We start from the raw sequence: 23,079 nt of genomic DNA on the forward strand, positions 1-23,079 counted from the left end.
GGCCCTCACTTCCGGCCCGCGGCGTGTTCCACCGCGCGCACGATCTTGACGTAGCAGCCGCAGCGGCAGATGTTGCCGCTCATCCATTCCCGGATCTCCTCCGGGGAGTCGGTATGGCCCTCCTTGATGCAGCCGACGCCGGAGAGGATCTGGCCGGGGGTGCAGTAGCCGCACTGGAAGGCATCCTCGTCGATGAACGCCTGCTGCAAGGGGTGGAGTTGGTCGCCGTCGGCCAGGCCCTCGACCGTGGTGACCTCGGCCCCCTCCAGACGGACCGCGAGGGTCAGGCAGGCGTTCTGCCGGTGTCCGTCGACCAGGACGGTGCAGGCCCCGCAGGCACCGGCGTCGCAGCCCTTCTTCGCCCCGGTCAGATCGAGGTGCTCGCGCAGCAGGTCCAGCAGGGAGGTGCGGTTGTCGACCGTGACCGTGTGGCGGGTGCCATTGACGGTCACGGTGAGGCGGCTGGAGGGCGCCGAGGGGACGGCTGCCGCTTCGGACTCGGACAGTAGGTCGGTGCCGAGGACGGTACCGGCGACCACGGCGGTCCCGACGGCCGTGCCGGTGGCGATGAAGGCGCGCCGGGTCGGCGCTATGCGCGACTGCGGGTCGGCGGGTATGGCGACGGGTTCTTGCGGTACGGGTTCGGTGGGCATGTGGGGAGACCTTCGCGTCGTGGACAGGGTCAACAGCACAGCGGTGGCGCCCGTGCGGGAGGGCATGGCCCGATGGCCTCCTGGCGGCAAGGAGGCTCACGCGGGTTCGGTTCGTAGGAGAGCTGGGTCCGGACGTCGTGTCGTATCCGGCCCGGGAGCGGGTTACTGGGCGGTGTAGCCGCCGTCGACGGGCAGGGCGATGCCGGTGACGTAGCTGGCGCCGTCGCTGCACAGCCACAGGACGGCCTGGGCGATCTCGTCGGCGGTGCCGAGCCGGTCGATGGCCTGGCCCGCTTCGGCCTGGCTACGGTCGAGTTCTCCGCCTTCGACCATGGCGTCGACCATCGGGGTGCTGATCGTGCCGGGGCAGACGGCGTTGATCCGGACGCCGCGGGAGCCGTATTCGAGGGCGGCGCTTTTGGTCAGACCGATCACGCCGTGCTTGGTGGCGTGGTAGGCGGCGCGGCCGGGGTTGCCGACGAGACCGCCGAGGGAGGAGCAGTTGACGATCGCGCCGCTGCCCTGGGCCCGCATGTGGCGCAGTTCGTGCTTCACGCTCGCCCAGATGCCCCGCAGGTTGATGCCTTGGACACGGTCGAACTGCTCGGCGCTCTCGTCTGCGGCGTCGGTGGGCGGGGGCATGATCCCGGCGTTGTTGTAGGCCATGTCGAGCCGGCCGAAGGCTTCGACCGTGCGGTCGACGGCGGCGGCGACCTGGTCCTCGTCGGTGACATCGCAGACCAGCGCGAGGATTCGGTGGCCCTCCTCGGCGAGCTGCTTGGCAGCATGGTTGACGGCGTCTTCGTTGATGTCGGCGAGGGCGACGGCGGCTCCCGAGGCGGCGAAGGCGCGGGCGCTGGCCAGGCCCATGCCGGAGGAGGCGCCGGTGATGAAGGCGACCTGGCCGGTGAAGTCGTAGGTGGGGTTCATGGAGTGGACTCCTCACGTCGGGTTTCGGCGACTGGTGTTCCCTGGGGGTTCCGGCGGGTCAGACGGTCTGGCCGCCGTCGACGACGAGGGCGGTGCCGGTGGTGAAGGCGGCGTCGTCGGAGCACAGCCACAGCACGGCGGAGGCGATCTCCTCGGGTTTGCCCAGGCGGCCGACGGGTTCGTCGGCGATGAGTCCTTCGCGCCCGCCGGGTCGGGTGTCGCCGAAGCGGCGGATCATCTCGGTGTCGATGATGCCGGGGCAGACAGCGTTGATGCGGATGCCCTCGGCGGCGTGGTCGAGGGCCGCGGAGCGGGTGAAGCCGATGATCCCGTGTTTGGCGGCGGCGTAGGCGGCCTGGCCCTTGAACCCCTTGACGCCGGCTCCGGAGGAGACGTTGACGATCGCCCCGCCGCCGTCCTGCCGGAGCATCTGGCGGACCTGCGCCCTGGTGCACAGGAACGCACCGGTGAGGCTGACAGCGAGGATGCGGTCCCAGTCGTCCTTGGCGGTATCGGCGGCCGTCTGGACGGGCTGCTCTACCCCGGCGTTGTTGAACGCGGCGTCCAGGCTCCCGAAACGTTCGACTGTCCGCTCGACAGCAGTCTGGACGTCTGTCTCGCTGGTGACATCACAGGTCAGGGCGATTGCCTTGCCGCCGTCGGCCTCGATGAGGCGGGCGGTCTCGCGCAGGCCCTCGGCGGACCGGTCGACGAGGGCGACCTGCGCGCCGGCGCGGGCGAAGGCCAGGGCGGTCGTGCGGCCGATGCCTGAGGCTGCGCCGGTGACGAACGCGCTCTTGCCGCGAAAGTCGTAGGCGACGGTCATGGGAGTCTCTCCCTCGATGGCGGAACGGTGGCTCGTCCGGGCGGATGTCAGTGGTGTGCCGGTGTGGAGGCGTCGTCCCGCACGGGGGCCGCAGCAGCGCGCTGGGCGACAATCCGTGTGCGGTGGCCGGTGCCGCTGAGCGCGAGCGCGATGAGCGGCAGCAGGGTGAGCGCGGCGAAGACAGCGCCGACAAGGGCCGGCCCGGTCAGGCCGAGCGAGGAGTCCAGGGCCCGGCCCGCGACGAGGGAGCCGGCGGCAATGCCGGTGTTGTAGCCGGAGGTGGTCAGCGCCGAGGTGAGGGTGGGGGCATCCCCGGCGAAGCGGACGGCCAGGGAGGTGACGACCGGGTTGACGGTGAACCCGGCCGCGGCCATGCCGAAGACCAGGACCACGGCGGCCACCGGGCTGCTGGAGGCCGGGATCAGAGCCAGGAGGATGAGGGCGGTGGCCGCCGACGCGGTGATCGTCGTGACCATCGGGCGGCGGTCCCCGAGACGTCCTCCGATGGCGGTGCCGCCCAGCGCCCCGATACCGAAGGCGATCAGCACCAGCGGCACGGCCCCGGCCGGGATGCCCGCCCGGTCGGTCAGCAGCGGGGTGATGTAGGTGTGCGTCGCCAGGACTCCGCCCATGATCAGCACGGCTGCGCCGAGCGCCAGCCACAGCCGCCCCTGCTTGAGGGCCCGGACCTCGGCCCGCACCGACACCTCGGCCCGCTGCTCGGTGCGGGGGATGAACCGGCCGACGAACGCGGCGGCCAGCGCGGCGAGGACGGCCAGCGCCCAGAACGGGCCTCGCCACCCGGTGTAGTGGCCGACGAACGAGCCGATCGGCACCCCGATCACGTTGGCCAGCGTGAGGCCGCCCATCATGACACCGACCGCGCGCGTGGCACCGGCGGGCCCGGCGGTGGTGGTGGCGATGACGAAGCCGACGGCCCAGAACGCTCCGGTGGCCAGGGCCGTCACCACGCGGGCGGTGAGCACGACGGTGAATGAGGTACTCAGGGCGGCGACGGCGTGCCCGAGGGCGAAGACGGCGAGTGCGCCGATGAGGGTGTGGCGCTGCGGCAGGCGCAGGATGGCCATGGCCATCGCGGGCCCGCCGACGATCATGCCGACGGCGAACGCGGTGATCAGCAGGCCGGCGTGCGACACGCTCACGTTCAGGTCGGCGGCCATCTCGGGCAGCAATCCGGCGATGACGAACTCGGTGGTACCCATCAGGAACGTGCCGGCGGCGAGCACCCAGACGACGAAGGGCAGCTTGCCGGTTGCGGTACCGGAGGCGGGGGGCATGCGGGGGTCCTTGTTCGAGATACGGGGGGCGGGCGAGGCAGCGGCGGTTCGGGCCGGTCAGCGGACCACGTCGACGGTCACTTTGGAGGCGGTGGCCAGCCGGCCGATGTCACCGTCGTCGGCGAGATGGCCGAGGATGACGATGCCGTCGGCGTAGGGGACATCGCGGTAGTAGAGGACCAGCTGGCCCCAGGGTGCGTAGTAGCCGAGGTCACCGGCCTTCGGGGCGGCTCCCTCCGGGACACCGGAGGTGGACAGCCGACGAGGAAGGTCGACGATTTTCTCGGCCTGATGGAAGTCCTCCAGTTCCAGGGTGAGCGGGAGTAGCTCGGCGAAGTCGCGGGCGGGAGGGCTGTCGTTCAGGGTGGCGTCGACGGGTCGGCCGTCGATGGTGAGGCGGATATCCATCGCAGTGCTCCTGTCCCATCCGGACGCGGTTGCTGACGCCGAGGTCGGGGGCTGCCCGGACGACGCGGCGGAGGTTGTTGTGGCGGGGGTCGACCCTGCAGGTGGGTCGTCGGAGCAGGCGGTCGCGGCCAGCAGTAGAACGCCGGTGATGGCGGTGGTGGTCAGGGCCTGGCGAAAGGTGTGGGTCATGGGGTGCTGGCCTGCGGGTCGGGCATGGGCTCGGCGTAGTGGCGAAAACCCTTGCGGTCGGTGTGCAGGCCGTACAGCAGCTCGGCAAGCGCCTCGGGGCTGGAGGTCGCGGAGTCGGGGCTGATCGCGCCGGGGACGATGAGCTGCGCGGCGTGAATGTTTTCCGGGGCGAGCGCGGTGTGGAGCATCGCCGCGTAGGCGCTCTCGGCGGCGAACGCGATCGAGGTGCCGGCCCGGTCGGGGTGCGGGCGTACCGCGCTGCCGCCGTTGACGAACAGCAGCGTGCCCCGCCCGAGCTCCCGCATGCCGGGCAGGACCGTGTTCATGCAGGTGAGCGGGCCCTTGACGGAGAAGGCCAACGGGTCGTCCAGGTCGGCCGCGGTGGTCTCCAGGACCGGCTTCATGAAGTCGCCCCGGGGCACCGGGCTGAACTGCAGGATCTCGACGGTGCCCAGCGTGTCCGCAGCTTCACGCAGGGCAGCGGTGAGGGAGGCGGGGTCGAGGACGTCGGCGGTGAAGCCGCGGGCGTGGACGTTCTCCCTCGCCAGTTCGGCTGCCAGGTTGTCCTGGTGCTGGGCGCTGCGCGAGAGGAGGGCGACGCTGTGGCCCGCTTTGCCGAAGCGACGGGCGGCAGCCAGCCCCAGGCCGGGGCCGGCGCCGACGAGGGCGAAGGTGGTCACGGTAGTTCTCCTCAACAACGTGGTGGCGGGCTGGCCGAATCAGGGAGCCCGCGGAAAGAGCCGTGCGATTCGCGAGGGGTGGTTCTGGATGGCGCGCGTTCGTCGACGCCGCGCAGCCCTTGACGACCTGAACCAGGGGGCCCGTGTTCAGCCGGCGGCCGGAGCTGCGGCGTACTCCTCGTCGGTGACAGGGTTCAGCCAGTGCACGACATCGTGATCGTCGTCGCCCTCGTTGATGGCCAGGTGGACCATCAGCCGGTTCGGCGCGGCACCGTGCCAGTGCTCCTCATCGGCCTCGAACAGGACGCGGTCGCCAGGCCGGATGACTTCCACCGGTCCGCCACGGCGCTGGCACAGGCCGACGCCTTCGGTGACGAAGACGGTCTGGCCCAGCGGGTGGCGGTGCCAGTGGGTGCGGGCACCGGGCATGAAGTGCACCAGCGACGCGGTGACCCGGGACGGTGAGGGGGCCGCGGCCACGGCGTCGATGTAGACGTCGCCGGTGAACCAGTCCGCCGGACCCTTGACGGTGTCGATCGAGCTGCGGGTGATCTGCACGAAAAGCTCCTTGTACGGGGGGTACGGGGGACAGGGGGATCAGGGCTTGAGGAGCGTCTTGATGGCGCGGCGCTCGTCCATGGCCTTGTAGCCTTCGGCGACCTGGTCCAGGGGCAGAGTGAGGTCGAAGACCTTGCCCGGGTCGATCCGACCCGACAGGACGCGATCGATCAGGTCGGGCAGGTAGCGGCGTACCGGGGCGGGCCCGCCGCGCAGGCCGACGTGGGAGAAGAACAGCTCCTGGCCGTCGACGGCCACCTCGTGCGGGACGCCGACGAAGCCGACGTTGCCGCCGGGGCGGGCGGAGTGCAGGGCCTGCTGCATGGCCTGGGCGGTGCCGACGCACTCCAGCACGGAGTCCGCGCCGATCCCGCCGGTCATCTCCTTGATCCGGGCGACACCTTCCTCGCCGCGCTCAGTGACGATGTCGGTGGCGCCGAACGCACGGGCGAGCTTCTGCCGGGACTCGTGGCGGGACATGGCGATGATGCGCTCCGCACCCATCTCCTTGGCCGCGATCACGCCGCACAGGCCGACCGCGCCGTCGCCGACCACAACGGCGGTCGCACCGGGCTTGACCTCGGCGGCGTCGGCGGCCCACCAGCCGGTGCCCAGCACGTCCGAGACGGCCAGAAGCCCCGGCCAGAACCGCTCGTCCGGAACACCGTCGGTGGCCACGAGAGTGCCCTGCGCGTTGGGGATCCGGACGTAGTCTGCCTGGCAGGTGGACATGAACTCGCGGTTCAGGCAGTTCGACTGGAAACCGTTGCGGCAGTTCGCACAGGTGTTGTCCGAGGTGGCGAACGAGCCGACGACGAACTGGCCGGGCCGGACCGAGGTGACCTCGGAGCCGACCTCCTCCACGAAGCCGACGTACTCGTGGCCCATCGGATGTGCCTGCTCGGTCGGCTCTGCCCCCCGGTACGGCCACAGATCCGACCCGCAGACACAGGTCACCGCCGTGCGGATGACCGCGTCGGTCGGATGCTCGATCTTCGGGTCTTCCAGAGTCTCGAAGCGGATGTCGCCAGGGGAGTGGATCACTGCGCCGCGCATGAGAGGTTCCTTTGCCTACGGGTTGCAGGTGCGGCCCCGGAGCCTCGGGCGGCGGACCGCCCGAGAGGGGGCGTGGAGCTGCGTCTTCGCTGCCTTGGTGGCCCCAAGGAGAAGCACCACGCCTTCCAGGTAACCCCCTCTTCACACGCGCAGCGAGTCACTGACAAGGGGTGTACCGGCAGTACATCCCTATGGCGGCGTGCGGGACGTACCGTCGAAGACATGGACAACCGTGAGGAGGTCCGCGAGTTCCTCACCTCGCGGCGCGCGAAGATCACCCCCGACCAGGCCGGACTGCCCTCCGGATCCCGCCGCCGGGTGCCGGGCCTACGCCGCAGCGAGGTCGCGGCCCTCTCCGACATGAGCGTCGAGTACTACTCCAAACTGGAACGCGGCAACCTCGCCGGAGTCTCCCCGGCCGTCCTCGAAGCCCTCGCCCGCGCCCTCCAGCTCGATGAGGCCGAGCGCGCCCACCTGGTGAACCTTGCCCAGGCCGCCGACGGCTCCGACGCGCTCACCCGCCCCCGCCGCCGGCGTACCAAGGAGCAGTGGAAGCCGCACCGCAGCCTGCAATGGACCCTGGACGCGATCACCGCCGGACCCGCCTTTGTCCGCAACGGCCGCATGGACATCCTCGCCGCCAACCAGCTCTTCCGCGCCTTCTACACCGACGTCTACGCCACGTCCGGCAACCAGCAGAACCTGGCCCGCTTCACCTTCCTCGATCCCGCCGCCCGCCGCTTCTATCCGGACTGGGACGCCTTCGCCGACATCACCGTCGCCATCGTGCGTGCGGAAGCCGGCCGTAACCCGCACGACAAGGAGCTGCACGATCTGGTCGGTGAGCTGTGTACCCGCAGTGATGAGTTCCGTACCCGGTGGGGTGCGCACAACGTCCGCCATCATGGCACCGGCACCAAGCACTTCCACCACCACGCCGTCGGCGCCCTCTCGCTCGCTTTCGAGGGCCTGGAGATGGCCGCCGCCCCCGGTCTCACCCTCACCATCTACACCGCCGAGCCCGGCTCACCTTCCGAGGAGGGACTGCGTCTGCTCGCCACCTGGGCCGCCACCCAGGAAGCCGCCCCGGACACGAAACGGTCGGCGACTAGCTGACCGTCGACTGGGCTGGCCCCATGGGGGCTCGGTAATCTCGGGTGTGCAGCCTGCTGCGGGTCTGTCAAACGAGCGGTGTAACTAGGGTGGTTGGGGTTACTGGCGGGCGGCTGACAGGCGGCCGTCGAAGGTGATGTCGAAGGCGTTCAGTGCGGTCTTCCAGCGCATGGTCCAGCGGGTCTGGCCCTTGCCGGTGGGGTCGAGGGACGTGATCGCCATGTAGACGCACTTGAGGGCGGCCTGCTCGTTGGGGAAGTGGCCGCGGGCCTTGACCGCACGGCGGATCCGCGCGTTCACCGACTCGATCGCGTTCGTTGTGCAGACGATCCGGCGGATCACGGTGTCGAACCGCAGGAAGGGGGTGAACTCTTCCCAGGCGTTCTCCCACAGCTTCACGATCGCCGGATACTTCCGGCCCCAGGCGCCGGCGAACTCCGCGAACCGCTCCAGGGCGGCCTCCACCGTCGGAGCCGTGTGGACGGGCTTGAGGAGGCGGGCGATCTTGTCCCAGTCCTGGCGGGCGGCATAGCGGAAGGAGCTCCGCAGCAGGTGCACCACGCAGGTCTGCACGATCGTCCTCGGCCATACGGTCTCCACCGCCTCGGGCAGCCCCTTGAGCCCGCCGCAGACCAGCATGAGGACGTCGCTGACGCCGCGATTCTTGATCTCGGTGAGGATGTGCAGCCAGTGCTTGGCACCCTCGCCACCGTCGCCGGCCCACAAGCCCAGGATCTCCCGCCGGCCCTCGACCGTGACCGCGAGGGCCACGTAGATCGGCCGGTTGGCGACCGCGCCGTCGCGGATCTTGGTTCTGTCGACGATCTTGTGATCCGGACGGATGAGCTTGTCGCTCCGCCTGTTCACGATCATGCATCGCGTGCTCTCATGATGTGCTCCTGGAGCTGTTTCCCTACCTGTCCGCGTTGGTGATCGAGGAAGTCGAACGACGGCCGGACCAGGTAGTGCTGAGAGCGCGGGTGCGGGCGACGACTGGGGCCTGTCGGTGCGGCCAGAGCTCGACCCGGGTGCACGGTCGGTACGTACGCAGGCTGCGTGATGTCGCCGTTGGCGGGCTCGGTGTCGTGATCGAGTTATGCGTGCGCCGCTTCCGCTGCGAGAACCCTGCCTGCACGGCGGTGACGTTCGCCGAGCAGGTCCTGGGACTGACCACCCCGCACAGTCGGCATACCCCGCTGCTGCGCGAGATGTTGATGCAGATCGGGCTGGCCCTGGCCGGCCGGGCAGGAGCCCGACTGGCGTCCGCGGTCGGCCTCACCATAGGTAGGGACACGCTGTTGCGACTGGTCAGGTCCCTGCCCGAGCCGGAAATCGGCAAGGTGGAGGTCCTCGGCGTCGACGACTTTGCCTTCCGCAAGGGCCGCCACTACGGCACGGTATTGATCGACATGGCCACCCACCGGCCGCTGCACCTCTACGACGGCCGCGACGGGGAGGACCTGGCTGCCTGGCTCCGCGAGCACCCCGAGGTGACGGTCATCTGTCGGGACCGTTCCAGCGGATACGGGGAGGGCGCTCGGGTCGGGGCGCCGCAGGCCGAACAGGTCGCGGATCGCTATCACCTGTGGGCCAACCTCGGCCAGGCCGTCGAGCAGACGGTCAACGCCCATCGCTCCCGCCTGGCGGAACCGCCTCCGGCACGGACCAGCAGCCACGACACCCCCTCGGTGAAGCCCGAGGTGGTACGGCCCCCGAAAGAACTGAAGATCGTCGCCCGGCTGCGTGAGCAGCACGCCGCCGCCCATGAGCTCTGGGAACAGGGGATGTCAAAGGCAGCGATCGGCCGGAAACTCGGACTGCACCAGGCGACCGTCCGCAAGCTGGTGAGCGCCCGCTCCGCCGACGACGTCGTCGCCAAGAGCCTGCAGCGGGCGCATATCGTCGACCCATACGTCGGCCACCTGCACCAGGGCTGGAACGAAGGCATCCGAAACGCCGCCCAGCTCTACCGGGAGATCCAAGAGCTCGGCTATCCGGGAGGCGAGTTGGCCGTCCAGCGCCACCTGCGGCGCTACCGGACCGGACGCGGACACGCACCCGCCCCAGGACCCAAGCCTCCGTCGGTCCGCGAGGTCACCTCCTGGATCATGACCCACCCCGAGCACTTGCGGGCCGAGGACGCCGACAAGCTGCGTCGGCTGCGTGAGCGCGATCTGGAACTCGACCGGCTCACCCTTCACGTCAGGAAGTTCGCCGCGATGATGACCGGCCACCACGGCGACCGCCTCGAAGACTGGATCACCGACGTCGAACGAGACAGCCTGGCTCCGCTTGCTGGCTTCGCCTGCAACCTCCGCCGCGACTTCGACGCCGTCCGCAACGGACTGTCCCTGCCCCACAACTCCGGTGCCGTCGAGGGCAACATCAACCGACTGAAGATGCTGAAACGCCAGATGCTCGGCCGCGCCAGCCTTGATCTCCTTCGCAAACGCGTTCTGCTCACACGATGAGCCCCAACCCACCAGATCACAAGATCGTCGACAGAACCCGGATCTTCACGTGGATGGCGTCGATGAAGACGACCGGATAGACCGGGTCGAGGGGCCTGCTCTGCCATTCGGCCATGCCCTCGAGGACCTTGTCGGTGATGGTGGAGATGGCCTGGCGGGAGACGTCGGCGCTATAGACCTCGGCCAGGTGGGCCTGCACCTCGCCGGTGGTCAGGCCCTTCGCGGCCAGCGAGATGACCATCTCGTCGACCCCGGTCAGGCGCTTCTGCCGCTTCTTGACGATCTTCGGCTCGAAGGAGCCGTCGCGGTCGCGGGGCACGACGATCTCCACCGGGCCGACATCGGTCAGCACCGTCTTGGAGCGTTTGCCGTTGCGGGAGTTGCCGCCGTTCTTGCCCGTCGCATCGTGCTTGTCATAGCCGAGGTGGTCGGTGATCTCGCCTTACAGGGCGGACTCCAGCAATCGATTGGTCAGCTGCTGCAGCAGCCCGCCCTCGCCGGTCAGCTGCAGGCCCTCGGCCTGGGCCCGGCTCACCAAATCGTCGATCAGCTGGTCGTCCACGGCCTTCGCCGACACAGCCGCTGCCGACTCGGCAGCGTCCTGCTCGGCTACGTTCTCACTGGTCATCGATGCATCTTCCATGATCGGGAGTTACACCGAACGATTTACAGTCCCCGTCGACGCTGTCGACGTCGATGCTCAGCGGGATCCGCGGCGCTGCCTCGGTTCCGCGTCTGCTTTGGCCACTAGACCGAGGTCGGTGTCGCCGATGCGCAGGCCGAGGTAGAAGACCGGGCCTTCTTCGGGTACCCGAAAGAATCTCCTCGGCATCGCACAACTGTGTGTAAGAGTCGGCCAGAGCCTTCTGGTCGGTGTCAGGATCAATGGCTGGACAGTGGACGTGTTGCTCCTGTCGCGAACGGTCACGTTGCTGGGTAGACCGTCCGGGAGGGGTGAACCCATCGGCCCCACCTCGCCGCGCGGGACTTTCACAGCGACGTGGCTGTCTCAGCCGAGATGGCGGGTGGACACCGGTCTCCCGGGAGGGGCCGTACCCGCACAGCATCGATGGGATGGCCACTCTCATGGGGCTACTGAGGCCCGGCCCCGGTTGGCGACGAGCGAAACATAGACCGTGATCGCCGGTTGGCCAAACCGGCGATCACGGCAATCCTTGGAGGAGCTCGTCAGCCCCCCGGGGCTTGGTGTTCGACATGAACACAGAAGGCTGCGCTGGGGCTCCCACACTCCAAGGAAAGCGAGTAGTCCTGTCTTACCCGATCAAGAAGCTTGCCCCCAATGCCAAGGGGAAGGTCCGGTACCGGTTCGTGGTCGATACAGGGCCCGATCCCGTCACCGGGAAGCGCACACAGGTGACACGTACCGTCGCCACGCTGAGGGAGGCGAAGGCGGAGTACGCGAGCATCGTGCATCGTCGCTACGAGGCGGAGCAGGCGCCGTTCAGTCAGGTCACGGTGGGCGAGTGGCTCGATCAGTGGCTGGCCATGAAGGCGGAGGATCTGGAAGAGAGCACTGCCTACAGCTACACCATGACCCTGGCCCGGGTCCGCGGAAGGCTCGGGCACATCAGGCTCCAGGACCTCACCGAGGACCATGTGACGGCATGGATGCGATGGGCGCTCCAGGAGGGGCGTGGGCGGGGAGGGAAGCCGGGCACCGGCCTGGGGGCGACCTCGGTCGAGATGTCGCTGGCCCGGCTGAAGGAGGCGCTTGACCGGGCAGTGACACGGGGCCTGGTCCGGGTCAACGTCGCTCGCGAGGTGACCGTTCCCCGTAAGGCACGCAAGGCAGAGCGCAGGGCCACGGCGGCAGTGCCGCCGTGGAGCGTCGCGGAAGTACACGCCTTTGTCCGTGCGATCGCAGGCGACCGCCTGCAGGCACCGTTCCTTCTCGCTCTGATGGGCCTTCGGCCGGCGGAGATCTGTGGCATGCGCTGGACGGACGTCGACCTGGACGAAGCCACCGTGTCCATCACCAACACCCGGACGGTCATGGGGAACGACATCGTGGTGGAGAAGGACACCAAGTCACCCGCCGGTGAGCGGGAACTTCCTCTGCCGGCTCCGGTTGCGGCTGCCTTGACCGCGTTCCGGGCTGCTCAGGCAGACGAGAGGGCGGTGGCCGGGCAGGGGTACGAAGGCAGCGGCTACGTTCTCGTGGACGCTCGGGGCAGGGTGCTCAACGGTCGGCAGCTGCGTGAGCGGGCCTACAAGGTCATGGACCGCAGCGGGCTGCGTCGGCTCCGTCTGTACGACGCCCGTGCGAGCTGCCTGACGTACCTGGCGAACCACGGGGTCCCGGACCACCTTCTCGCCCGGTGGGCCGGTCACGCCGACGCCCGGACCACGAAGCGCTGGTACGTGAAACCGGATGTGGAGGACCTGCGGCCTGCGGCGGACACGTGGGGAGGTCTGGCGAGTGGCTCCGCCCCCGTTCACGAAGAGAATGTGAGATGTGGGAGCGTGAACGGGTGAGTGAGAAGAACGTCGACACCATGCAATACCGCTTTGACGGGCCGGAACAGGCCCCGGTCCTCGTCATGGGGCCGTCCCTCGGTGCTACATGGCACATGTGGGACCGGCAGGTGCCCGAGCTGGCGCAGCAGTGGCGGGTCTTCCGTTTCGACCTGCCCGGGCACGGCGGCGCCCCCGCCCACCCGGCGGGTTCCGTCGCCGACCTCACCTCGCGTCTGCTGGCCACCCTCGACGGGCTCGGCGTGCAGCGCTTCGGGTACGCGGGCTGCGCGCTCGGCGGCGCCGTCGGCGTCGAGCTGGCCCTGCGCCACCCCGAGCGGCTCGCCTCCCTCGCCCTGATCGCCGCCTCGCCCCGCTTCGGCACGGCCGACGAGTTCCGTCAGCGTGGCGTGATAGTCCGTACGAACGGGCTCGACCCCATCGCCCGCAGCTCGCCGGAGAGGTGGTTCACCGGGGGCTTCGCCGCCGCCCAGCCCGCGATCACCGAGTGGGCCGTGCAGATGGTGCGGACCACCGACCCCGGCTGCTACATCGCCGCCTGCGAGGCGCTCGCCGCGTTCGACGTGCGCGGCGAGCTCGGGCAGGTCGGTGTGCCCACCCTGGTCCTCGTCGGCTCCGACGACCAGGTCACCGGCCCCGCCGAGGCCCGCACGCTGGTCGCCGGTATCCCGGACGCCCGCCTCGCCGTCGTCCCCGGCGCCTCCCACCTGGTCCCGGTCGAGCAGCCCGGAGCCGTCACCGACCTGCTGGTGCGGCACTTCTCCACCGCCTGGCAGACCGCCCACGACTCCTCCACCGGCCAGATCGCGGTCCCGGCCGCCCAGGTGGCCGTACCCGCCGCCCCCGTGGCCGGACCGCCCGCCCTCGCGGCCTCCGCCGCCCCCGTCCAGCCGGCCATGGCGCCGCCCCCGCCGCAGGCCGCGCCCGTCGCCGAGATCGCTCCGGCCCCCGCGGTACCGGCGCAGACCGCCGGACAGGGGCGGCCCGATCCGTACGACGCCGGGCTCAAGGTGCGCCGCGAAGTGCTCGGCGACGCGCACGTCGACCAGGCCCTGGCGCAGGCGGACGAGTTCTCCGGGGACTACCAGGAGTTCCTCACCCGGTACGCCTGGGGCGAGGTCTGGGACCGTCCCGGTCTGGACCGGCGTACCCGCAGCTGTGTCACCCTCACCGCCCTGGTCGCCGGCGGCCACCTCGAGGAACTGCCGCCCCACATCCGGGCCGCCCTGCGCAACGGGCTCACCCCGGCCGAGATCAAGGAAGTGCTGCTCCAGGCGGTCGTCTACTGCGGCGTACCGGCCGCGAACGGCGCCTTCCGGGTGGCCCAGCAGGTCATCCGGGAGGAGACCACGCCGCCCGAGTGAGTCCTGGCGAGCCGGGGGACGGCGTGCGGCGGCAGGATGGAGTCATGAAGCTCACCAAGAAGTCGCACGCCTGCGTCCGCCTCGAGAAGGACGGGCAGACGCTCGTCCTTGACCCCGGCGGATTCAGCGAGGAGGACGCGGCCCTCGGCGCGGACGCGATCCTCGTCACCCACGAGCACCCCGACCACTTCGACGAGCTGCGGCTGCGCGCCGCGATGGAGAACAACCCGGCCGCCGGGATCTGGACGCTGGGGTCGGTCGCGGAGAGGATCTCGGCGGCGTTCCCGGGTCGCGTGCACACCGTCGGCCACGGAGACGCCTTCACCGCCGCGGGATTCGACGTGCAGGTCCACGGCGAGCTGCACGCGGTGATCCACCCGGACATCCCCCGCGTCACCAACATCGGCTTCCTCGTCGACGGCGGCAAGGTCTTCCACCCCGGCGACGCCCTCACCGTCCCCGACCACCCGGTCGAGACGCTGATGCTCCCCGTCATGGCGCCGTGGAACAAGATCTCCGAGGTCATCGACTACGTCCGCGAGGTGAAGCCGCAGCGCGCCTACGACATCCACGACGCGCTCCTCACCGACCTGGCCCGCCCGATCTACGACCGCCAGATCGGCGAGCTGGGCGGCGCGGAGCACCTGCGGCTGACGCCCGGGGACTACGCGCGGGTGTGAGCACCGCGGTGTGAGAACACCGACGTCCGGGCCGGCCCGGGACCGGGGCCGCGTTGTCAGTCCCGCCCGGTAGGTTGTGGGACATGCGCATCGCGACCTGGAACGTGAACTCGATCACCGCCCGCCTGCCGAGGCTCCTGGCCTGGCTGGAGAGCAGCGGCACCGACGTGCTGTGCCTCCAGGAGGCCAAGGTCTCCGAGGAGCAGTTCCCCTTCGACGAGCTGCGCGAGCAGGGCTACGAGGCGGCGGTCCACGCCACCGGCCGGTGGAACGGGGTGGCGGTGCTCTCCCGCGTCGGCCTCGAGGACGTCGTCAAGGGCCTGCCCGGTGACCCCGGCTACGACGGCGTCCAGGAGCCCAGAGCGATCTCCGCCACCTGCGGCCCGGTCCGCGTCTGGTCGGTGTACGTGCCCAACGGCCGCGAGGTGGAGCACGCGCACTACGCCTACAAGCTCCAGTGGTTCGAGGCGCTGCGGGCCGCCGTCGAGAGCGACGCGGCCGGCGGCCGCCCGTTCGCGGTGATGGGGGACTACAACGTCGCGCCGACGGACGACGACGTCTACGACCGCGCCGCCTTCGAGGGATCCACCCACGTCACCCCCGCCGAGCGCGCCGCCCTCGCCTCCCTGCGCGGTGCCGGCCTGTCCGACGTGGTGCCGCGCCCGCTGAAGTACGACCACCCCTACACCTACTGGGACTACCGCCAGCTCTGCTTCCCCAAGAACCGCGGCATGCGCATCGACCTGGTCTACGGCAACGAGCCCTTCGCCAAGGCCGTCACCGACTCCTACGTCGACCGCGAGGAGCGCAAGGGCAAGGGCGCCTCGGACCACGCACCGGTCGTGGTGGACCTGGAGGTGTAGCCCCCGCCCACCCGCCGTCCGCCCCACCCGCCGCCCGCCCCGCCCGGCGCTTCCGCGCGCCCTGTGGTGCGCACCGGGGCACGAATGACAATCTGTAGGTATGAACATCCCTTTCCTCGGCAGGCGGCGCGAAGACCGACGGGCTCACGACGCCGAGGGAATCGGCGAGCTGCTCGCCGACTGCGACCTGCTGCGTTCGCAGGCGCTGCGGGAGGGTGTCCGACTCGACGACTCCGAGGTCTCCTTGGAGCGTCTCGACCAGATGCTGCCCCGGTGGCGCGGCGACGCCGAGATCCTGGACTGGCTCGGCAACGACGCCGGTCTGTACCTCGGCACGGTGATCGTGCGCACCGTGCCGGGCGCCGCCTGGTCCATCCGGTCCGACGGGCAGCCCGTCGTCCGGCTGGCCTCCGGCCGGGAGTTCGACGTGGTGGCCTCCGGCCACGCCTGGGCGGAGGACGGCGCGCCCGAACTCTCGCAGCTGTACGGCGAGGTCGCGGAAGCGTGAGCTGCCGTAAATAGGGCTATTGCCCGGAAGGTGCGTGTCGTCGGCGAAGGCGGCTTTCATCCCGGTACGTTGCGGTGGTCGGGCCACACACTCACGCACGGGGGCACACGCAAGGTGCAGCCGGAGATCACTGCTCGCGCGCAACGGACACCACGAGGGCGTGTCCGCGGCCGAGGAGAAGGTCAGCTGCACACCTGGTTCAGGAAGCCCGGTGGGAATTGCGGGTCGCCTGCGTCTGTGCCGGCACCGGCAGGGGGCTGGTCGCCGCCCGGGTCACGTCTCCGACGAGCTCGACGACGTCCGGGCCGTACGCCTGGGAGTTGACCACCTTCAGCAGCAGCACGAAGGAGTTGGTGCCGTGCTTGCGCGCCAGCTTCTCGTGGTGCCGGGCGAGATAGCGGGTGGCGGCCTGGTTGGTGATGGCGCGCTGCCCGCAGAACAGGAAAGCGGGCCGCGCCTCGCGCCGGTCCCCGGCCGTCAGCCGGGCGAGCAGGACGTACTCGGTGATGCCCGCGTCCATGCGGTAGCGCTCGCCGCCGATCTGGAAGGCGCCCCGGTCCGGGCCGGGTTCGGGATCGACGTTGACCCGCACCCCGGGCAGCATGGCCGCCATGTGGGCCACCATCCGGCGGTTCGACCCGGGCCCGCCCACGCAGAACTCCGTGCGCTCGCCGAAGCCCTGGTGGACCATGTCCTGGGTCACCACCTGCAGATGCGCGCCGCAGTCCTTGATGAGGGCGGCCAGCTCCAGCAGCGCGAAGACGTCGAAGCGGTGGACCGCCGGTTCGGTGGCGGCCGGGTCCCGGTTGACGACGAGCAGTGACTCGGAGCTGTCCGGCAGCCCGAAGAACGCCTGCTTGCGGCGGAGTCTGCGCTTCCACAGGTAGGTACGGGCCAGCCAGCCCAGCGCGGCACTGATGCCCGCCGCGACCACGCCCAGGACGATGTTGCGTACGTCGTCAGTCATGGGCGGGCATGCTAGCGGGCGTCGGCGTACCCGTGTTCGACGGGCTGCGTCGGGACCGTGTCGTACGCGTTCTCGCGGCGTTCCTGACGCGACCATGACGATCAACTAAGCTGCCCGAACGGCCCTTCCCTGGAGGTGCGGATGCGTCGCCCTGTCGCACGGAATCTGACGGTCCTGGCGGTATCGGCCGCCGTGGTGTCGGTGGGGGCGGCGGCGCCACCCGCCGCGCAGAGCAGACCCGCCGTCCCCAAGACCCCGGTCGCCGTCGGGTACGGCGGCGCGGTCGCCAGCGTCGACCCGGACGCCTCCGCCGCCGGCATCGAGGTGCTGCGCAAGGGCGGCAACGCCGTCGACGCGGCCGTGGCCACCGCGGCCGCCCTCGGCGTCACCGAGCCCTACTCCGCCGGCATCGGCGGGGGCGGCTACTTCGTCTACTACGACGCCGAGTCCCGTACCGTACGCACGATCGACGGCCGCGAGACCGCGCCGCTGAGCGCCGACGAGGACCTCTTCACGGAGAACGGCGAGCCCATCCCCTTCGCCGACGCCGTCAGCAGCGGCCTCGCCGTCGGCACCCCGGGCACGCCCGCCACCTGGCAGACCGCCCTGGACGAGTGGGGCAGCCGGAAGCTGTCCTCGGTGCTCAAGCCCGCCGAGCGCCTGGCCCGGCGCGGCTTCACCGTCGACGAGACCTTCCGCTCCCAGACCGCCGCCAACGAGCAGCGGTTCCGCTACTTCCCGGACACCGCCGAACTCTTCCTCCCCGGCGGCGAACTCCCCGTCGTCGGCTCCACGTTCAAGAACCCGGACCTCGCGCGCACCTACCGGGAACTCGGCCGCGAGGGCGTCGACGCGGTCTACCACGGCGAACTCGGCGAGGACATCGTCGACACCGTGGGCGAGCCGCCCGTCGACCCGGAATCCGGCTGGAACGCCCGCTCCGGCGACCTCACCGCCAAGGACCTCGCGGCCTACGAGACCAAGCTCCAGGCGCCCACGCGCACCTCGTACCGCGGCCTGAACGTCTACTCCATCGCCCCCTCCTCCTCCGGCGGCACCACGGTCGGCGAGGCCCTCAACATCCTGGAGCGCACCGACCTCTCCAAGGCCAGCAAGGCCCGCTACCTGCACCGCTTCATCGAGGCGAGCCGCATCGCCTTCGCCGACCGCGGCCGCTGGGTCGGCGACCCGGCCTTCGAGGACGTACCGACGAAGGAACTGCTGTCGCAGCGGTACGCCGACTCGCGCGCGTGCCTGATCAAGGACGACGCGGTCCTCACCAGCCCCCTCGCACCCGGCGACCCCCGCGATCCCGCCCCCTGCGCGGACGGCGGCACAGCGGCGCCGACGACGTACGAGGGCGAGAGCACCACGCACCTGACCGTGGCCGACAAGTGGGGGAACGTCGTCGCCTACACGCTCACCATCGAGCAGACCGGCGGCAGCGGCATCACCGTGCCCGGCCGGGGCTTCCTGCTCAACAACGAGCTGACCGACTTCTCCTTCGCCCCCGCCAACCCGGCAGTCCACGACCCGAACCTGCCCGGCCCTGGAAAGCGCCCGCGCTCCTCCATCGCGCCGACGATCGTGCTGGATCAGCATTACAAGCCGGTCGTGGCCGTCGGTTCGCCCGGCGGCGCCACCATCATCACCACCGTGCTCCAGACCCTCACCGGCGTCATCGACCGCGGCCTCCCGCTGGTCGACGCGATCGCCGCCCCGCGCGCCAGCCAGCGCAACGCCGCCCGGACCGATCTCGAACCCGGCCTCTACGACAGTGGCCTGCGGGAGGAACTGGAGGCCATCGGGCACTCCTTCAATCGCAACCCCGAGATCGGCGCGGCGACCGGCGTACAGCGGCTGCCGGACGGCAAGTGGCTGGCCGCCGCCGAGAAGGAACGACGCGGCGGCGGGTCGGCGATGGTCGTCAGGCCGGTCCGCTAGACCTCACAGTTCGGGGACGGGCTGCTGCGGCGTCCGGAACGTCAGCCGCCCGTCCTCGACGTCGACCGTGACCCGGCCGCCCTCCGTGACGCGGCCGTCGAGGAGCAGCCGGGACAGTTCGTTGTCGACCTCGCGCTGGATGGTGCGGCGCAGTGGACGCGCGCCGTACTCGGGCTGGTAGCCGCGCTCGGCGATCCAGTCCACGGCCGCGTCCGTGAAGTCGGCCGTGACGCCCTGCGCGTGCACCATGCGCCGGGTCTCCTCCAGCAGCAGGCTGGTGATCTGCCGCAGCTGCTCGCCGCTGAGCTGGCGGAAGACGACGATCTCGTCGATGCGGTTGAGGAACTCGGGCCGGAAGTGCTCGCGCAGCGGGCGCAGCACCTGCTCGCGCCTGGCCTCCTCGTCCGCCTCCGAGCCGCCCGAGCCGAAGCCGATGCCCGCACCCCGTCGGGTGATCACGTCGGAGCCCAGGTTGCTGGTCATCACGACGACCGTGTTGCTGAAGTCCACCGTGCGGCCCTGCGAGTCGGTCAGCCGCCCGTCGTCCAGCACCTGGAGCAGGATGTTGAAGACGTCCGGGTGCGCCTTCTCCACCTCGTCCAGCAGGAGCAGCGAGTACGGGTGCCGGCGCACCACCTCGGTGAGCTGGCCGGCCTCCTCGTGCCCGACGTAACCGGGCGGGGCGCCGACCAGGCGGCTGACCGTGTGCCGCTCCTGGTACTCGCTCATGTCGAGCCGCACCATCCGCTCCTCGCTGCCGAACAGCGCCTCCGCGAGCGCCCGCGCCAGCTCGGTCTTGCCGACGCCGGTAGGGCCGAGGAAGAGGAAGCTGCCGATGGGCCGGTCGGGGCTGGCCAGACCGGCGCGGGAGCGCAGTACGGCGTCGGCGACGACCCGTACGGCCTCCTCCTGGCCCACCACCCGCTCGTGCAGGTGGGACTCCAGGCCCAGCAGGCGATCCTTCTCCTCCTGGGTGAGGCTGCTGACCGGGATGCCGGTCTGCCGGGACACCACCTCGGCGATGGACTCGGTGCCGACCACCAGGTTCAGGCCCTCGTCGGCCTCGCCGCCGCCGTCGGCCTCCATGATCCGCTGTTTCAGCTCGACGATCCGGTCCCGCAGCTGCGTCGCCTGCTCGTACTGCTCGTCCGCGACCGCCTGGTCCTTGTCCCGGACCAGCTGGTCGACCTCGCGCTCCATGGTCCGTACGTCCGTGCCCTTGGTGCGCGCCCGCAGCCGCACCCGGGCGCCGGCCTGGTCGATCAGGTCGATCGCCTTGTCCGGGAGCCGGCGGTCGGTGAGGTAGCGGTCGGACATCTCCACGGCCGCCACCAGCGCCTCGTCGGTGTAGCGGACCTGGTGGTGGGCCTCGTAACGGTCGCGCAGACCGCGCAGGATCTCGATGGCGTCCGCGGTCGTGGGCTCCGGGACCAGGATGGGCTGGAAGCGGCGGGCGAGAGCCGCGTCCTTCTCGATCCGGCGGTACTCCTCCAGCGTGGTTGCGCCCACGATGTGCAGCTCGCCGCGGGCCAGGGCCGGCTTGAGGATGTTCCCGGCGTCCATCGAACCGCTCTCGCCGCCACCGCCCGCGCCCACGACGGTGTGCAGCTCGTCGATGAAGATGATCAGCTGGTCGGAGTGGGCGCGGATCTCGCCCACGATGTTGTTCATCCGCTCCTCGAAGTCACCCCGGTAGCGGGTGCCGGCGACCACGCCGGTCAGGTCGAGCGCGACCACCCGGCGCCCGATCAGCACGTCGGGGACGTCGCCGTCGGTGATGCGCTGGGCGAGCCCCTCCACGACGGCGGTCTTGCCGACGCCCGCGTCACCGATCAGCACCGGGTTGTTCTTGCCGCGCCGGGAGAGCACCTCGACGGTCTGCTCGATCTCGTCCTCGCGCCCGATCACCGGGTCGATCCGGCCCTGCTGGGCCAGGTCGGTCAGGTCGCGGCCGTACTTGTCGAGGGTCGGCGTGTTGGTGGCCTGCGGCCCCTCCGTACGCCCCTTCGCCGCGTCCGGCGTCTCCGTCGGCAGACCCGACGGTGCGAACCGGGCCGCGTTCAGGATGTGCCCGGCGGCCGAGTCCGGGTTGGCGGCCAGGGCGCTGAGCACGTGCTCCGGGCCGATGTAGCCGGTGCCGGTCGACCGGGCCAGCTCGTGCGCGTCCAGCAGGGCGCGCTTGACGGCCGGGGTCAGGGACAGCGAGGTGGGCGGCGGCACCTCGCCCGGCGGGTGCTGCACCGGGCCGCTGCGCTCGTCGATCTGCGACGCCAGCGAGTCCGGGTCGGCGCCGGCGCGGCTGAGGAGCCCCCGGGTCGGTTCGGTGGAGAGTGCCGCCCGCAGCAGGTGCTCGGTGTCCAGGTCCCGGCTGCCGTGCTCGGCGGCGTACTGCGCGGCCCCCCGCACCAGCTCCCGGGCGGGCTGGCTGAGCAGCCGGCCGATGTCGATCTGCCTCGGCCTGGGCCCGCCGAAGAAGCGTGCCAGGAATTCCGCGAACGGGTCGCCCTCCGGGCCCATGTAGCCGCTGGTCATCGTGTACGGACCTCCGCTGCATCGCTGTCGACGTGCCGGGGCCGGGTAACCCGGTCGGGGCGCGGTCATGCCCAACATGACACGTTCTGCTCCGGCGGGCATGTCCGGCAACCCGGGCGGGCGGAGGGCCTCGCGGCCGGGCGCGTGGCGTGGTGGGAGGGGGCTGCGGGCGCCCTGTGCGGGGCGGCGGACGCCGTGTGCCGGGTTGGGCGGGGCTCGTCTGTTCCTGGGGCGTGGCGTCCGACTTGCCCCGGGGCGCGGGGATCATCCCTCCCGGGCTCACGTGGCTGTCCCACGCGGAGGTACGAATCCGTCTCGCGCCGGGGCATCCGGCCGCCCCCTCGGGGCAACGGCGCAGGCTCCCGCCTGGGCCGTGGTGGTGCCGGGCCCCGGGAGGGGTGGGGCTGGGGTCGTGTGTCGGGGGTGCGGTGCTGGGTCCTGTGTTCGGTCCGCGGGCGCGTCTACCGCGTCACGGCGTTGCGTCTGGTTTCGGCCGTGGGGTCGGGTCTGCTGTCGGTCGTGGTGCTGCGTCCCGTACCGCCCCGTGGGCGGGTCTCCTGCTGGCCCACGAGGCTGCGCCCTGCCCCGGCCGTGGTGCGCGTCCCGCATCGGAGGCACGGTGCTGGGTCCCTCGCCGAGCCCCCGGTGCTGCGCCCCTCACCGGGGCCATGGTGTCGCGCCCCGCCCCGGGGGCCACGGGGCCGCTTCCGCCCCTGGCCCTCGTGGGATCCTCGCGGCGCCCGGCCCCCGGCGTCGTCAGAGGCCGTCCCGGGACGTCAGCACGCGGGGGCCGGCGTCCGTGATCGCCACCGTGTGTTCCACGTGGGCCGCCCGCGAGCCGTCGTTGGTGAGCAGGGTCCAGCCGTCCGGGGCCGGGTGGTAGTCGTCCCGGCCGCTGCTGATCAGCATCGGCTCGATGGCGATGACCATGCCGTGCCGCAGGGGGAGCCCGCGCCCCGGCCGCCCCTCGTTGGGTACCCCCGGGTCCTCGTGCATGTGACGGCCGATGCCGTGGCCGCCGAAGTCCTCCATGATGCCGTAGCCCGCCGACCGGCACACCGTGCCGATGGCGTGCGCGATGTCGCCGACGCGGTTGCCGACGACGGCCGCCCCGATGCCCGCCGCGAGGGCGCGCTCGGCGGTCTCGATCAGCGTCACGTCCGCCGCGCGCGGGGTGCCCACGATGAAGCTGACCGCCGAGTCACCGGCCCAGCCGTCCAGCGTCGCCCCGCAGTCGACCGAGACCAGGTCGCCGTCGCGCAGCCGGTAGCCGTCGGGGATGCCGTGCACGATCGCGTCGTTCACCGACGCGCAGATGACACCGGGGAAGGGCGTCGGCGCGAAGGAGGGCCGGTAGCCGAGGAACGGCGACCCGGCGCCCGCCTCCCGCAGCACCTCACGTGCCACCGCGTCCAGCTCCAGCAGGGACACGCCCACGTCCGCCGCCTTCCGTACGGCGGTCAGGGCGCGCGCGACGACCTGGCCGGCCGCGTGCATGGCGTCGATCGATGTGTCTGTCTTCAGTTCCACCATGCCAATTACT

The 23,079-nt window shown here is 70.9% G+C and carries 19 protein-coding genes and 3 pseudogenes; 8 read left to right on the forward strand and 14 right to left on the reverse strand.

What is annotated here, in order from left to right:
* Positions 1-5: 5 nt before the first annotated feature.
* The 8 genes from AMK11_RS25760 to AMK11_RS25795 all read right to left on the reverse strand — a co-directional run bounded on the left by AMK11_RS25760 (position 6) and on the right by AMK11_RS25795 (position 6,598).
* Positions 6-653: a (2Fe-2S)-binding protein gene (locus AMK11_RS25760; protein ID WP_073730447.1), complete on the reverse strand. Its 648-nt coding sequence runs from the start codon at positions 651-653 to the stop codon at positions 6-8.
* A gap of 162 nt (positions 654-815) precedes the next feature.
* Positions 816-1,583, reverse strand: a complete 768-nt coding sequence (locus AMK11_RS25765) for an SDR family NAD(P)-dependent oxidoreductase (protein ID WP_073730448.1) — start codon at positions 1,581-1,583, stop codon at positions 816-818.
* 58 nt (positions 1,584-1,641) lie between these two features.
* Positions 1,642-2,409: a glucose 1-dehydrogenase gene (locus AMK11_RS25770; RefSeq protein WP_073730449.1), complete on the reverse strand. Its 768-nt coding sequence runs from the start codon at positions 2,407-2,409 to the stop codon at positions 1,642-1,644.
* 47 nt (positions 2,410-2,456) lie between these two features.
* Positions 2,457-3,707, reverse strand: coding sequence for an MFS transporter (locus tag AMK11_RS25775; protein WP_073730450.1), 1,251 nt, complete (start codon positions 3,705-3,707; stop codon positions 2,457-2,459).
* A 57-nt stretch (positions 3,708-3,764) separates the two neighbouring features.
* On the reverse strand, positions 3,765-4,115 hold the full coding sequence (locus AMK11_RS25780) for a cyclophilin-like fold protein (RefSeq protein ID WP_073730451.1): 351 nt from the start codon (positions 4,113-4,115) through the stop codon (positions 3,765-3,767).
* Between the two features lie 185 nt (positions 4,116-4,300).
* Positions 4,301-4,984: an SDR family NAD(P)-dependent oxidoreductase gene (locus AMK11_RS25785; RefSeq protein WP_073730452.1), complete on the reverse strand. Its 684-nt coding sequence runs from the start codon at positions 4,982-4,984 to the stop codon at positions 4,301-4,303.
* A 147-nt stretch (positions 4,985-5,131) separates the two neighbouring features.
* Positions 5,132-5,542: a (R)-mandelonitrile lyase gene (locus tag AMK11_RS25790; RefSeq protein WP_073730453.1), complete on the reverse strand. Its 411-nt coding sequence runs from the start codon at positions 5,540-5,542 to the stop codon at positions 5,132-5,134.
* Positions 5,543-5,581: 39 nt separating this feature from the next.
* On the reverse strand, positions 5,582-6,598 hold the full coding sequence (locus tag AMK11_RS25795; RefSeq protein ID WP_073730454.1) for a zinc-dependent alcohol dehydrogenase family protein: 1,017 nt from the start codon (positions 6,596-6,598) through the stop codon (positions 5,582-5,584).
* A gap of 222 nt (positions 6,599-6,820) precedes the next feature.
* Between AMK11_RS25795 and AMK11_RS25800 the strand changes: the two genes are divergently transcribed.
* A complete protein-coding gene (locus AMK11_RS25800; RefSeq protein ID WP_073730455.1) occupies positions 6,821-7,714 on the forward strand; it encodes a helix-turn-helix transcriptional regulator in 894 nt (297 codons plus the stop codon).
* 96 nt (positions 7,715-7,810) lie between these two features.
* Here AMK11_RS25800 and AMK11_RS25805 read toward each other — a convergent pair.
* A pseudogene (locus AMK11_RS25805) lies at positions 7,811-8,521 on the reverse strand (IS256 family transposase); the annotation flags it as partial.
* Between the two features lie 83 nt (positions 8,522-8,604).
* Here AMK11_RS25805 and AMK11_RS25810 point away from each other — a divergent pair.
* Positions 8,605-10,182: an ISL3 family transposase gene (locus AMK11_RS25810; RefSeq protein ID WP_206745212.1), complete on the forward strand. Its 1,578-nt coding sequence runs from the start codon at positions 8,605-8,607 to the stop codon at positions 10,180-10,182.
* Positions 10,183-10,219: 37 nt separating this feature from the next.
* Here AMK11_RS25810 and AMK11_RS25815 read toward each other — a convergent pair.
* Both AMK11_RS25815 and AMK11_RS39150 read right to left on the reverse strand, forming a co-directional pair.
* Positions 10,220-10,810: pseudogene (locus AMK11_RS25815) on the reverse strand (transposase); the annotation flags it as partial.
* 49 nt (positions 10,811-10,859) lie between these two features.
* Positions 10,860-11,068 (reverse strand): annotated as a pseudogene (locus AMK11_RS39150) (extradiol dioxygenase); the annotation flags it as partial.
* A gap of 488 nt (positions 11,069-11,556) precedes the next feature.
* On the opposite strand from AMK11_RS39150, the gene AMK11_RS25825 reads away from it, so the two are divergent.
* The 5 genes from AMK11_RS25825 to AMK11_RS25845 all read left to right on the forward strand — a co-directional run bounded on the left by AMK11_RS25825 (position 11,557) and on the right by AMK11_RS25845 (position 16,093).
* On the forward strand, positions 11,557-12,678 hold the full coding sequence (locus tag AMK11_RS25825; protein WP_241847086.1) for a site-specific integrase: 1,122 nt from the start codon (positions 11,557-11,559) through the stop codon (positions 12,676-12,678).
* Positions 12,657-14,042, forward strand: a complete 1,386-nt coding sequence (gene pcaDC, locus AMK11_RS25830) for a bifunctional 3-oxoadipate enol-lactonase/4-carboxymuconolactone decarboxylase PcaDC (protein WP_198941462.1) — start codon at positions 12,657-12,659, stop codon at positions 14,040-14,042. Before AMK11_RS25825 ends, pcaDC begins: the two co-directional genes overlap by 22 nt.
* A 44-nt stretch (positions 14,043-14,086) precedes the next feature.
* A complete protein-coding gene (locus tag AMK11_RS25835) occupies positions 14,087-14,722 on the forward strand; it encodes an MBL fold metallo-hydrolase (protein ID WP_073730456.1) in 636 nt (211 codons plus the stop codon).
* A gap of 83 nt (positions 14,723-14,805) precedes the next feature.
* On the forward strand, positions 14,806-15,585 hold the full coding sequence (locus AMK11_RS25840; RefSeq protein WP_073730457.1) for an exodeoxyribonuclease III: 780 nt from the start codon (positions 14,806-14,808) through the stop codon (positions 15,583-15,585).
* A 100-nt stretch (positions 15,586-15,685) separates the two neighbouring features.
* Complete coding sequence (locus tag AMK11_RS25845) at positions 15,686-16,093, forward strand: DUF6278 family protein (RefSeq protein WP_073730458.1); 408 nt, start codon at positions 15,686-15,688, stop codon at positions 16,091-16,093.
* A gap of 199 nt (positions 16,094-16,292) precedes the next feature.
* Here the strand turns inward: AMK11_RS25845 and AMK11_RS25850 are convergent, their stop codons facing one another.
* Positions 16,293-17,060: a hypothetical protein gene (locus tag AMK11_RS25850; protein WP_073730459.1), complete on the reverse strand. Its 768-nt coding sequence runs from the start codon at positions 17,058-17,060 to the stop codon at positions 16,293-16,295.
* A 141-nt stretch (positions 17,061-17,201) separates the two neighbouring features.
* On the opposite strand from AMK11_RS25850, the gene ggt reads away from it, so the two are divergent.
* Positions 17,202-19,004, forward strand: coding sequence for a gamma-glutamyltransferase (gene ggt / locus AMK11_RS25855; protein ID WP_073730460.1), 1,803 nt, complete (start codon positions 17,202-17,204; stop codon positions 19,002-19,004).
* A 3-nt stretch (positions 19,005-19,007) separates the two neighbouring features.
* On the opposite strand, the gene AMK11_RS25860 is transcribed toward ggt, so the two are convergent.
* Both AMK11_RS25860 and map read right to left on the reverse strand, forming a co-directional pair.
* On the reverse strand, positions 19,008-21,536 hold the full coding sequence (locus tag AMK11_RS25860; RefSeq protein WP_073730461.1) for an ATP-dependent Clp protease ATP-binding subunit: 2,529 nt from the start codon (positions 21,534-21,536) through the stop codon (positions 19,008-19,010).
* A 756-nt stretch (positions 21,537-22,292) separates the two neighbouring features.
* Positions 22,293-23,069: a type I methionyl aminopeptidase gene (gene map / locus AMK11_RS25865; protein ID WP_073730462.1), complete on the reverse strand. Its 777-nt coding sequence runs from the start codon at positions 23,067-23,069 to the stop codon at positions 22,293-22,295.
* Positions 23,070-23,079: the final 10 nt, after the last annotated feature.

This window comes from Streptomyces sp. CB02414 (assembly GCF_001905385.1).
GTDB lineage: Bacteria > Actinomycetota > Actinomycetes > Streptomycetales > Streptomycetaceae > Streptomyces.